This window comes from Sphingomonas sp. URHD0057 (assembly GCF_000620665.1).
Taxonomy (GTDB): domain Bacteria; phylum Pseudomonadota; class Alphaproteobacteria; order Sphingomonadales; family Sphingomonadaceae; genus Sphingomicrobium.
The window spans coordinates 24,446-36,323 of record NZ_KK211162.1; the positions used below are offsets into that span (position 1 = coordinate 24,446).

The 11,878-nt window shown below is 66.9% G+C and carries 11 protein-coding genes; 3 read left to right on the forward strand and 8 right to left on the reverse strand.

Going from position 1 to position 11,878, the window contains the following annotated elements; all coding sequences use genetic code 11:
- Positions 1–79: 79 nt before the first annotated feature.
- The 3 genes from N539_RS16280 to N539_RS16285 are packed head-to-tail and all read right to left on the reverse strand — an operon-like array spanning position 80 to position 2,516.
- Positions 80–1,246 carry a S8 family peptidase gene (locus tag N539_RS16280; RefSeq protein ID WP_037552809.1) on the reverse strand — a complete coding sequence of 389 codons (1,167 nt, stop codon included), beginning with the start codon at positions 1,244–1,246 and terminating at the stop codon, positions 80–82.
- A 38-nt stretch (positions 1,247–1,284) separates the two neighbouring features.
- Entirely contained in the window at positions 1,285–1,908 is a 624-nt protein-coding gene (locus tag N539_RS0108785; protein ID WP_028969960.1) for a zf-HC2 domain-containing protein, read from the reverse strand.
- 8 nt (positions 1,909–1,916) lie between these two features.
- Positions 1,917–2,516, reverse strand: a complete 600-nt coding sequence (locus N539_RS16285) for a sigma-70 family RNA polymerase sigma factor (RefSeq protein ID WP_231462987.1) — start codon at positions 2,514–2,516, stop codon at positions 1,917–1,919.
- Positions 2,517–2,649: 133 nt separating this feature from the next.
- Here N539_RS16285 and N539_RS0108795 point away from each other — a divergent pair, with 133 nt between their 5' ends.
- Positions 2,650–3,759 carry a PQQ-dependent sugar dehydrogenase gene (locus tag N539_RS0108795; protein ID WP_028969961.1) on the forward strand — a complete coding sequence of 370 codons (1,110 nt, stop codon included), beginning with the start codon at positions 2,650–2,652 and terminating at the stop codon, positions 3,757–3,759.
- Here the strand turns inward: N539_RS0108795 and N539_RS0108800 are convergent.
- Positions 3,749–4,984 (reverse strand): aminotransferase class V-fold PLP-dependent enzyme, encoded by a 1,236-nt coding sequence (locus N539_RS0108800; RefSeq protein WP_028969962.1) that lies wholly within the window; start codon positions 4,982–4,984, stop codon positions 3,749–3,751. The two genes, N539_RS0108795 and N539_RS0108800, sit on opposite strands and share 11 nt — an antisense overlap.
- Positions 4,985–4,999: 15 nt before the next feature.
- Positions 5,000–5,698: a tRNA (guanosine(46)-N7)-methyltransferase TrmB gene (gene trmB / locus N539_RS0108805; RefSeq protein ID WP_028969963.1), complete on the reverse strand. Its 699-nt coding sequence runs from the start codon at positions 5,696–5,698 to the stop codon at positions 5,000–5,002.
- 102 nt (positions 5,699–5,800) lie between these two features.
- On the opposite strand from trmB, the gene N539_RS0108810 reads away from it, so the two are divergent.
- Together N539_RS0108810 and N539_RS0108815 are read left to right on the forward strand one after the other, a co-directional pair.
- On the forward strand, positions 5,801–6,229 hold the full coding sequence (locus tag N539_RS0108810; protein WP_028969964.1) for a DUF2231 domain-containing protein: 429 nt from the start codon (positions 5,801–5,803) through the stop codon (positions 6,227–6,229).
- Entirely contained in the window at positions 6,226–7,575 is a 1,350-nt protein-coding gene (locus tag N539_RS0108815; RefSeq protein ID WP_028969965.1) for a PQQ-dependent sugar dehydrogenase, read from the forward strand. The genes N539_RS0108810 and N539_RS0108815 overlap by 4 nt, the downstream gene beginning before the upstream one ends.
- Here the strand turns inward: N539_RS0108815 and metK are convergent.
- The 3 genes from metK to N539_RS0108830 all read right to left on the reverse strand — a co-directional run bounded on the left by metK (position 7,572) and on the right by N539_RS0108830 (position 11,863).
- Positions 7,572–8,807: a methionine adenosyltransferase gene (metK, locus tag N539_RS0108820; protein ID WP_028969966.1), complete on the reverse strand. Its 1,236-nt coding sequence runs from the start codon at positions 8,805–8,807 to the stop codon at positions 7,572–7,574. The genes N539_RS0108815 and metK overlap by 4 nt on opposite strands.
- 54 nt (positions 8,808–8,861) lie before the next feature.
- On the reverse strand, positions 8,862–10,379 hold the full coding sequence (gene lnt / locus N539_RS0108825; protein ID WP_231462989.1) for an apolipoprotein N-acyltransferase: 1,518 nt from the start codon (positions 10,377–10,379) through the stop codon (positions 8,862–8,864).
- Positions 10,380–10,561: 182 nt separating this feature from the next.
- Positions 10,562–11,863 carry a PQQ-dependent sugar dehydrogenase gene (locus N539_RS0108830; protein WP_028969968.1) on the reverse strand — a complete coding sequence of 434 codons (1,302 nt, stop codon included), beginning with the start codon at positions 11,861–11,863 and terminating at the stop codon, positions 10,562–10,564.
- Between the last annotated feature and the right edge of the window lie 15 nt (positions 11,864–11,878).

Sequence of the window (11,878 nt, forward strand, 5' to 3'; positions counted from 1 at the left end):
GCCCTGAGTCGCCTGCCCGGTACAGGGGCTGATGCTGGCAGGCGGCACGTCGGTAAGTGGCCCGGAAGGGCCGCTCGGTTCACCGCCCCGCGCGGCTCGCGATGCTTCCGCACGAACAAACGCAATTGCCGACGGCGCGAATCAGCGTGGCGCAGGCGTCGATCGGCCCATCGCGATCGGTCACCAATGTCAGTGGGTTCGAGCGTTGCCGCTGACGCATCAGCGCGACGAGACCGCTGACATGCGCAGCGGCGAAGGAACTGCCGCTGACGAGGAACCAGCGGCCGCCGGGCTCGGTGGTCGGCACGTCGCGTCCAGGCGCGATGTAGGCGTGGCCACGCCGCGCGTCGGAAACTGCGATCACACCCGGCGCATTGGCTGGGAACCCTCCGTCCGGCCTCCTCGCATCGAACGCCGTCACGACCGTCAGGTCGCGGTTTATGGCGACCTTGAGCAGCTCGCGGAGCAGGCGGTCGTCGGGTCCGCTCAAGCTCAGATTGATCACGTCCGCCCGGGTCGAGATGGCGAAATAGAGCGCCTTGGCGAGGCTGAAGCTGTCGCACATGGTCGAGGCGATGCCGGCTCCCTCCTGCCAACACGCCCTCAGCGCAAGAATCCGCGACCCGGGGGCAACTCCGGCGATGCCGATGCGATTGTTGGATTTGGCGGCGATGATTCCCGCGACGCTGGTGCCGTGCTGCTCGACGGCGTCGCGCCCACGAGGGACGAAGTTGAGCCGCAACGCCACCTGCCCGGCGAGATCCGGATGCCGATTGTCGACCCCGCTGTCGATCACCGCGACCTTGACTCCGCGTCCGGTCGCGATGTGGTGCAGGTCGGCCAGGTGCCACAGTTTGGCGGCGGGCTCGGCCGCGAAAAGGGGATCGTTCGGCGAAGCCGACGCGGCTTCGCCCGAATAGATCTGCACCGGCTCCGACCATGCGACGTCGCGGTCTTTCGACATTTCGTCGACGACGTCCGCGGTCGCTCGGCCGGCGGGCACCTCCATGACAAAGCAATCGTATCCGATCAGCGCCATCGGCCAGGCGTCGACGAGCGCAAGGCCGTGCCGGTCGGCAATCAGCTGGCCGAGGCGGTCGCGCTTGCTGCGGCCGAAGCCGTCGCCGTAGCCGCGCGAATCATCGTCCCGCGGTCCATCGGGCTGCTGAAGCATGACGAGGATTTCGCGATCGGGTGGGGGCGGCGTGTCCGATTCGCGGGTCTCGGCAGCCGCGGACAGGGTCAACGCCGCGAACGCTAGCGCGAGCAGGCGCCAGGGTCCTATCACTGCGCGGCCCCGTCGATCGGCTCCGCCAGTTGCACGTCTTCATCCGCCTGCAGCGTGGCCAACGCCGCGTCGCGGCGATCCGCCGGTACCCGCAGCAAATAGGCATCGGCGGCGGTAGGTCCTCCAACCAGCGAAGCGCCGCTCGCCCGGAGTATGCCGACGATGTCCCGCTGGGTGGCATCGGCATGAAAGACCACGATCACGTTCGCGGCCGCTGCTGCCGGCGCGGGGCTGCCGAGCGCCTGATATTGCGGGCGGTCGAGCGAGAGGAGGACGCCGCCGGCGACGACGACGAAGGCGAGCTGCGCGGCGACGAGCGTGGCCACCGCGGGGCGCTTGACAATGTCCCAGGCCCCGGGGCGCGATCGCCACCCCTTGCGCGGCTCGCTCTCCTTATCGAGCCGAGCGCGCAGCCGCGCCCAGCCGCTCTCGATTTGCGGATCGAGATGCTCGAATTCGCCGGTCATCCGATGGTCGAAGCGCAGCTGGCGCTGGCATGGGAGGCAGGTCGCCAGATGCCGCTCGACAAGCGCACGCTCGTCGCCTTCGAGCTGGCCGGTGGCGTACCAGGGAAGCAGCGCCTCAGCCTGGTCGTGCGGGTTGATCGCGGGATCGGGCATCGTCCGGCCTAGAGCCAATCGCCGAGCGCGCCCGAGAGCGTGTCCTTGAGGCGCCGGCGGGCGTGGAACATCCGGGTCTTCACGGTGTCGACCGGACAGCCCATGATTTCCGCGATCTCTCGATAGCCGAGGCCGTGGAAATAGGTGAGGTCGACGACCGCGCGATGATCGGGTGACAGCTTTGTCATGGCGGTAACCAGCGCCTCGTGCAGCTCGCGATGATGAAGCTCGGCGTCGGGCGCCGGCTCGTCGCTCACGCGACTGTCGACCGCCGGCTCCTCGACCGGCTCGGGCCAGCGCGCGCGCGCCTTCAGCGCCTTGCGATAGGCAATCGCAAACACCCAGGTCGAAGGCTTGCTTGCGCCCCGAAAGCTTGCCGCGGTTTGCCACACTGCCATCATCGTATCGTCAAGCACCTCTTCCACCAGCTGCGGTCGGCGCACGAGATTGGCGAGGAACCGCGCCAGGCGTGGTTGGTAAAGCCGATACAGCTCCTCGAACGCGTGCACATCCTTCGCGCTAACGCGATCGAACAGCTCGCTTTCGGCAAGCCTGCTCGCTCGCGCAGCGTCGGTCCGGGACCGGTTGGCCGTCCCGACCAGCTTCACTTGCGCACCCTCCCGCTGCTCAATGTGTGCCTCCGTTCGAAAGATTGGTTCATTGTACGCGGATGCGGGCCCGGATGACATGGGCTAGAGACAGGCGATGCCCGTTTCCCGTTACGCAAGTGGAACAGTCCGGATGACGCTACGCTTAATGCAAGCCGCTTTGTTGCTCGCGGTCGGCGCGTGCGGCGCCTCGCCCTCCCGCTCGCAAGCGAGCGGCCAACGGCCGTTCACGACGACCGAAGTCGCGCGGTTCAACGCGCCGTGGGCGATGGATTTCCTGCCCGGCTCGGGCGTGCCCAAGACCAACATGGCGCTGGTGACCGAAAAGGCGGGCAAGCTGTGGCTTGTCGACGTTGGCTCTGGCCAGAAGCAGGAAGTCGTGGGGGTTCCGCGCGTCCACGTGCAGGGACAGGGCGGGTTCGCGGAGGTGGTCGCGCATCCCGATTTCGCCGGCAACCAGCGGATCTATCTGAGCTTCCCCGAAGCGGGTCCGAACGGGACCAGCGGCGCGACCATCGGCTATGGCCGGCTGATCCTCGGCCAGGGGCAGCCGCGCCTGGAAGGATATAAGACGATCTGGCGCCAGCAGCCCAAGGTGACCGGCGGCGCTCACTATTCGGAGCGAATCGCCTTCGCGCCGGACGGCACGATGTTCATTACCAGCGGCGAGCGCTTCCAGTTCGCGCCGGCTCAGAACCCGAACGTGGACCTCGGCAAGATCATCCACATGACGGCCGAGGGTCAAAGGATCGGCGGCAATTATTATACGCTCGGGCACCGGAACCTGCTCGGGATCGCGTTCGCGCCGGACGGACGGTTGTGGGAGGCCGAGATGGGGCCGATGGGCGGCGACGAGCTGAACCTGATCGTGAAGGGCCGCAACTACGGCTGGCCCAAAGCGTCGAACGGCAGCAATTACGACGGCAGCGACATCCCCGATCACAAGCCTGGTGACGGGTTCGAGCCGCCCAAGCTGTGGTGGAACCCGTCGATCAGCCCGAGCTCACTGCTGATCTACAGCGGCGACCTGTTTCCTCAGTGGAAGGGCGACGCGCTAATCGGCGCGCTGTCGGGTGAGGAGTTCATCCATGTCCGGATCCGCGGCGACCAGGCGACGAAGGCCGACCAATGGCCGATGAATGCGCGCATCCGCGCGGTTGATCAGGGTCCGCGCGGTGAAGTCTATCTGCTCGAAGACGGCGACAGCGGCGGGCGGCTGTTAAGGCTGAAGCCTAAGCGGTAGCGATTTCCCGGATCGCGGCGGCGAGCGCATCGACATCGCTCATCCGCGTCGCGAGCGCCGGTGTGACCCGCACGCACGAGCCCGAGGCGAGCCCGTCGCGGTGGACGGTGAAAATGCGGTGCTTGTCGAGCAGCGCCTTCGCCAGAGCGACATTGTCATCGTGCGAGGTCCGCCCGCGCAGTCGGAACGAAGTGATTGCGCCGTAGAGCTTGGGATCGCCGGGCGTCAGCACCTCGACCTGGGGCAGGTCGCGGAGCGCGTGCACCCAGCGGTCGCGCAAGGCCCTCAAGCGCGCTTCGCGCCGCGCGCCGCCGATTGCCGCTTGAAATGCGAGCGCCGTGGGAACGGTCAGCTGCGCCGAATAGTCCGGCGTGCCGGTATGGACGCGCGCGACGATGTCGCCGCTGGTCGGTTTTTCCGCCGGATCGGGGTCGATCGCGCTGATCCGTTCGCGGCGAATGTACACCGCACCGACGCCGAGCGGCGCGCCGATCCACTTGTGCAGGTTGATCCCGATGAAGTCGGCCTTGAGGTCGGGCAAGCGGAAGTCGAGCTGGCCGACGGCGTGGGCGGAATCGACCAGGACGTCGATGCCGCGCTCTCGCGCCATGGTCGCGATCTCGGCGATGGGCAGGACCAGTCCCGTGCGGTGGCTGAGGTGTGTCAGCAGCGCCATCTTGATCGCCGGATTGGCGTCGAACTCGATCCGGTAGGCGTCCACCAGGGACTGCCGCGTGGCCGGCTCGGGAAGTGCAATTTTGATCACTTTGGCGCCGCGCCGAGCGCCGAGCGACTCCATGCTCGTCTGCATGCTGTCGTAATCGAGATCGGCGTACAGCACCGCGTCGCCGGGCTTCAGCCGGTTGTACTGCAGGATCAGCGCCTTCATCGCTTCGGTCGCGTTGCGGGTAAAAGTGATCTCGTCGAGACCGACCCCCATCGCGCTGGCCAGCGCTGCGCGCGCCGCCTCGAGGTCGCCGACCATTGTCCGCCGCGCATAGTAGCTGGTGTCGCGGTTCACCCGTTCGACCATCGCGCGGTAGGCCACGAGCACCGGCCGCGCCATCATTCCCCAATTGCCGTGCTCGAGCTGGATGACTTCGCGGGTAACGTCATATTCGCCCGCGATCCGTTCCCAATCGTCTGTCGCTGCGGACGCCGCGATCGATCCCGCCGCGAATGGCACGGCGGCCGCGCCGAACAAGGTCCTGCGATCGATGTCCATGATCCGGTCTGTGGGTCAGACCCGCCGGTAGCGCAAATAATAAGGCCGGCGGCCTTCGCGGCGCGACTTGGCACCGTAGCGGGTTTCGATCCAGCCGCCGGGCGGTTCAAGGAAATCCTGCGGCCGCTCGGCGGTCCATTCGAATTGATGCGCGTGGCGCTGCATGATCATCAAAGACCAGGTGAGATAGGTCGGATCGTCGGTGGCGAGCCGGAACTCGCCGCCGGGCTTCAGCTTGGACGCGAACAGGTCGATCGGGCGGTCGTTGACCATCCGCCGCTTGGCATGACGCGCCTTGGGCCACGGATCGGGATGGAGCAGATAGAGAAAGCTCAGGGTCCCATCCGGAACGCGCTGGAGAACGTCGAGTGCGTCGCCGCGCCACAGGCGGATGTTGGCGAGATGCTGGTCGCGGATGTGGCCGAGCGCGGTGGCGACTCCGTTCAGGAACGGCTCCGCGCCGATGAAGCCGTGGTCCGGCAGCATGTCGGCGCGCTCGGCCAGATGCTCGCCGGAGCCGAAGCCGATCTCGAAGTGAAGCGGGCGGTCGTCGCCGAACAGTCCGCGCGCGGTGACTTCGCCGTCCGCCGCCACCTCGATCTTCGGGAGCAGCGTTTCGACCAGCTCCTGCTGGCTCTTGCGCAGCTTGTGCCCACTCGACCGGCCGTAAAGGCGGTTGAGGGTCAGCGGGTCGCCCGATTTGAACGCGGTCATGCGGCGCCAGTGCCTACGGCCCCACCCGGGCACTCACAACTCTTCATGGAACATCTCGACCGCTTCCGCGTCCGATGCGCGCGGGGAAAGAGAGGAGAGGCCATGGCCGACCTTGTGGCGCGCCGCCCGGCACGTCCGATGGCGATCGCACGGCGCCCGATCTCCACGATGTTCCTGCCGGTGGCGATCGTCTGCTTCGTCGGGGCGCTGATCACCGACATCGCTTATGCCCAAAGCGGCGGGACCTTGATTTGGGTGAATTTCTCGAGCTGGCTGATCGCCGCCGGACTGGTGTTCGGGGCCATTGGCGCGATCGTCCTGTTGATCGATGGCGTTCGCGGCGCAGTGACCTGGGCCCCGTTCGGACTGCTCGTCCTGACCTGGATCGTCGAATTCATCAACTCGCTGATCCATGCCCGCGACGGCTGGACCGCCGTCGTTCCGCTCGGCCTGATCCTGTCGATCGTCGCTTCGTTGCTGATCCTGATTGCGGGCTGGTTGAACCGGCCTGTCGTCGAGGTCGTACGATGACCCGCGCCCCAGTGATTTGCGTCGCCCTGGCCGCGCTGGCCGGTTGCGGCAAGGTGCAGGATATCGATCCATCGCAGCAGGTTGGGCCAAACCCGGTGCTGCCCAAACCGGCGGAAGAGCTGGTCGCCGCGGTCGGCGTGCCCAAGGTCGTCGGCTGGCAACCGGGCCAGGCGCCGTCGGTTCCGGCCGGCTTCCACGTCGAAGCAATGGCGACGGGGCTGTCGAACCCGCGCAACGTCTATCCCCTGCCCAACGGAGATATCCTCGTCGTCGAATCGCAGCGGGTCGGTTCGGAGCCGCTCGAGCGGCCGAAAGATCCGATCCGCGACTTCATTATGTCGCTCGCCCACGGCGGCGGCGGCGCCACGGAGACGGCGGGGGCGAGCGGCGGCCCGCCCGAGCGCATCACTTTGCTGCGCGACGCAAACGGCGACGGCAAACCGGAGCTCAAAACGGTGCTGCTCGACCATTTGAACGCGCCCTTCGGCGTCGCAGTGGTCGGAAGCGATCTCTACGTCGCCAACACCGATGCGATCATCCGCTACCCGTTCGCGGCGGGGCAGACGCGCATCACGGCGCGGGGCCAAAAGGTCATCGACCTTCCCGGCGGGCTGATCGACCACCATTGGACCAAGAGCCTCACCACCAGTCCTGACGGCACCAAGCTCTACGCCGGCGTCGGATCGAACAGCAATATCCAGGAACGGGGGCCGGAGGCCGAAACCAACCGCGCCGCGGTGTGGGAAGTGGACCCGAAGACGGGCGCCTATCGGGTTTTCGCCAGCGGGCTCCGCAACCCCAACGGGCTGACCTTCTACCCTGGCAGCAACACGCTGTGGACAGTGGTGAACGAGCGCGACGAGCTCGGGCCGAACCTCGTCCCCGATTACATGACTTCGGTGAAGGACGGTGCTTTCTATGGCTGGCCGTACAGTTATTACGGCCAGCACGTGGATCCGCGGGTCCGGCCGCAGCGCCCCGACCTCGTCGCCAGGGCGATCCCGCCCGATTATGCGCTGAGCTCGCATGTCGCGGCACTGGGACTTGCCTTCTACACCGCGAACAGCTTTCCGGCGATGTTCCACGGTGGTGCGTTCGTCGGCGAGCATGGCAGCTGGAATCGCACCCAGCTCAACGGCTATCGCGTGGTGTTCATCCGCTTTGCCAGCGGTCGCCCGGTCGGCAGGCCGTTCAACTTCGTCACCGGGTTTCTTGGGGCCAACGGGGAAGCCCGCGGCCGGCCAGTAGGCGTCGCCGTCGACCGCACCGGGGCGCTGCTCATCGCCGACGATGTCGGCAATACGGTGTGGAGAGTAACCTACACCGGTGGCAAGGCCGTGGCCTAGGCCTCGACCGGAAGCGCTTCGGTTCCGACGGCGGCCTTGAGGTCTTCGACCAGGTCGAGCCGCTCCCACGGGAAGAAGTCGCCCTCGGGATGGCGGCCGAAGTGGCCGTAAGCGGCGGTTATCTCGTAGATTGGGCGATTGAGGCCGAGCAGGGTGCGGATGCCGCGCGGGGTCAGGCCACCGAGCTTTTCGAGCCGCCCGATTGCGTCCTCGAGCTTCGAATCGTCGACCGTCCCGGTGCCATGGGTGTCGACATAGAGCGACAGGGGCTTCGACACGCCGATCGCATAAGCGAGCTGGATGGTGCAGCGCCGCGCCAGGCCCGCGCCGACGATGTTCTTGGCGAGATAGCGCGCGGCATAAGCGGCCGAGCGGTCGACCTTGGTCGGGTCCTTGCCCGAGAACGCGCCGCCGCCGTGCGGCGCGGCGCCGCCATAAGTGTCGACGATGATCTTCCGGCCGGTCAGCCCGGCATCGCCGTCAGGACCGCCGATCTCGAAGCTGCCGGTCGGGTTGATGTGATAGACGGTCTCGTTGCCGAGCAGCCGCGCCGGCATGACGCGGGCAATGACGTCCTTCACATAAGCATGAAGCTCGGCCTGCCGCGTGCCCTTGTCGTAGCCCGGCTTGTGCTGGGTCGAGACCACGATCGCGGTCGCCTTGGCGGGCTTGCCATTCTCGAAGCGCAGGGTGACCTGGCTCTTGGCGTCGGGCTCGAGGAACGGCGCCTTGCCGGAATGGCGGTCGTTCGCGAGCTCCATCAGGATCTTGTGGCTGTAATCGAGGTTGGCCGGCATTAGGTCGGGGGTCTCGTCGCAAGCGAAGCCGAACATGATTCCCTGGTCGCCGGCACCTTCGTCCTTGTCGCCCGACGCATCGACGCCCTGGGCGATATGCGCGGACTGGGGGTGAAGGTTATTCTCAAACCGGAACGTCTTCCAGTGAAAGCCCTCCTGCTCATAACCGATGCGCTTGACGGTTTCGCGCGCCGCGCTCTCGATCTCCTCCTGAACGCCGGGCGCCCAATTGCCGTCCTTGTCCATAATCCCTTCGCCGCGGATCTCCCCGGCGAGGACGACCGTGTTGGTCGTCGTCATAGTTTCGCAGGCGACCCGGGCTTCAGGGTCTTTCGACAGGAACAGGTCGACGATGGCGTCGCTGATCTGGTCGGCGACCTTGTCCGGATGGCCTTCGGATACGGATTCGGACGTGAACAAGTAAGAGCTGCGCATGTCTGGGAGCGGGACCTCGGAATCGGGATATAAGGAAGTCTTTATATGGCGCCTCTAGCGGCGCCGGTTGCCCAATACAATGCCGACGAAAATGAGCGCGAAGCCGAGCAAAAGCGGGATGGCGTTGCCGAACCGGGCGAACACCGTCGGCGAGTTCGCGGCCGGCGGCAGGACAACATCGATGGCCCCGGCCTTGCGCCACCCGATCTGGTTCACGACGTTGCCGCGAGCGTCGATCACCGCGCTGATCCCGGTGGGGGTCGAGCGAAGCACGGGGATTCCTTCTTCGGCTGCGCGAAGCCGCGCCTGAGCGAGATGCTGCGGCGGTCCCCAGCTGCCGAACCAGGCGTCATTGGATGGATTGAAGATGAAGCTCGGCCGGTTCTGCCAATCGACCACGTGGCCGGAGAAGATGATCTCGTAGCACAATTGCAGGCCAACCTTGCCCCACGGGTTGCCGAGCCAGATGCTGCGCGGTCCCGGGCCCGGCGTGAAATCCTCGTCGCCAGGCGCGAGGCGGGACAGGCCGATCGCCGACATCAGCGGGCGCATCGGAAGATATTCGCCGTAGGGCACGAGATGGGCTTTGTCGTAGCGCCCAACGATGCGCCCGCCGGGGCCGAGCGCGTAAATGCTGTTGGCGGCACGGTCGGCGTGGACGCCGTCAGAAGATTGTACCGCGATCCCGCCGGTGAGCAGGCGATCCTGGGGGCCCAGCAAGCTGGCCGCGCGGCTGCGTTGGAATTGCGCCAGGGCCTGGGTCTCGGGGGTGCGCGCGTCCTCGAGCGGCGTGGTGATGGCGGCCTCGGGCCACAGCACTAGCCGCGGTTCGCCTTTCGGAGGACCCGTCAGCTGGGCCAGCCGGCGCGCGGCTTCCTGGTCGAAACCGGGAGTCCATTTATCCTGCTGGCCGATGTTCGGCTGGACGATGCGCGCGTTGAGCACGGTCAGCGGATCGTCGGGCACCTTGGAGGAGGGAAGAAGCCACAGGAGCGTGGTGATCCCGAGGATGACGACCAGCGGCAGCCAGCGTTTGTAGATTTCCAGCCAGACCGCCCCACCGAGCAGCACGACCAGGCCGGAAAGCGCATAAGTGCCGATCAAGGCGGCGGTCGTGATCAGCGGCGTCGGCGCCAGCGCGGCCGCGGCGGGGTTCCACGGGAAGCCCGTGAAGAAGCTGCCGCGCATCCATTCGGTGATCGCCCACGCGCCCGCCAGGATCAGCAGCAAAGCGAGGCGGTTCTTGCGCCCGAAGCGCCAGGCGATGCCGGTCGCGATCGCCGGATAGACGGCAAGGTAGACGGAAAGCAGGACGACCGCGATCCAGCCCAGCCACGGCGGCATCTTCGCCTGGAAGGTGAAGGCGGTCGCGATCCAGTTGAGGCCAATGACGAACTGGCCGAAACCGAATGCCCAGCCGATCAGCAATGCCTGCCGCCGGGTCTTCGCGCGCGAGATGAGCTCGCACAACGCGGTGAAGGCGACGATCAGCAGCGGCCACAAGCCGACCGGCTCGAACGCCAGGGCCGAGGCCGCTCCGATGACCAAGGCGACCAGGACCGGGAACCGCATCAGAGGCTCGAAACGCAGCGAACGCAGCATCGCTACACGCGACCGCGCGCATGTGCGCACGTAAGACGAACCTGCATCCGGGGCCCCCGCGTCGCTTCAACCAACCGCATTGGCGGCGGTCATGCCTCAAGAGACCGGCAATAGGACAGAAGATTCTGCTGCAGCCAGGCCAGAGCAGCCAGTCAGGCTGCCGCGCTTACTCGCCAGACCGTGTTGCCGACATCGTCGGCGACAAGGAGCGAGCCGTCGCGGCCGAGCTGCACGCCGACGGGCCGGCCGAACGCCTTGCCGCCGCTGATGAAGCCCGAGATCACGTCGATCGGCATGCCGGTCGGTTGGGCTCCGGCAAAGGGAACGAACACCACTTTGTAGCCGCTCGGCGGCTTGCGGTTCCACGAGCCGTGCTCGCCGACGAAAGCGCCGCGCGTGAAGGCCGGACCGAGCCGCTGTCCGGTGCTGAAGGTCAGGCCCAATGCGGCGACGTGCGGGCCCAGCGCATAGTCGGGGGGAATCGCCCGCGCGACGAGGTCCGGCCGCGGCGGCTTCACGCGGACGTCCACGTGCTGGCCGTAATAGCTGTAGGGCCAGCCGTAGAAGGCGCCGTCGCGGACCGAAGTGATGTAATCGGGGACGAGGTCGCTGCCGATCTCGTCGCGTTCGTTGACCGCGGCCCAGAGCGCGCCGCTCCACGGGTTGATCGCGAGGCCGACCGGGTTGCGCAGGCCGCCGGCGACGATTCGCTTGGCGCCGGTTCGCGGATCGATCTGCCAGACCGAGGCGCGGCCTTGTTCCATCGCCATGCCATTCTCGCCGACGTTGCTGTTGGAGCCGATCCCGACGTACAGCCAGCGGCCGTCGGGCGAGGCGACGAGCGACTTGGTCCAGTGGTGATTGCGGCCAGACGGCAGCGTGGCGACCGTTCGCGGCCGAGCGGTGGCCGTGGTCATGCCCGGGGTGAACGGCACCGCGACGAGCGAGTCCGCGTTGGCGACAAACAGCTCGTTACCGATGACCGCCATCCCGAACGGGGAGCGGAGACCGCTCAGCAGCGTCGACCGGAATTCCGCCATCCCGTCGCCATCGGCATCGCGCAACAGCGTGATCCGGTTCGCGCTGGGGACGTCGCTGCCCGCCTTCTTCTTGAATTGCTTGAAGAAATATCCCTTGATGCCGGGCGGTCCAGGATCGGTTCCCGGGCCATTGGTTTCGGCGACGAGCACGTCTCCGTTGGCAAGGACGTAGAGCCAGCGCGGATGATCGAGACCGCCGGCAAAGGCGTTGACCTTCAATCCCGGCGCGGGCGTTGGCGACAGCCCGGCGGGCCAGCCCTTCGCCTTCGCGACCTCGATCGCCGGAATCAGCGCCTGCTCCGGCGGAGGGAGCCGCGGCGCCGGTCCAATGCCGGCTTCGAGTGGCAGGCGCGCCGGGCCACCGCACGCAGCGAGCGCGAACACGGCGAGCGATGGGAGGAAGGTGCGGTTCATGGCCGGCCTCTTGGA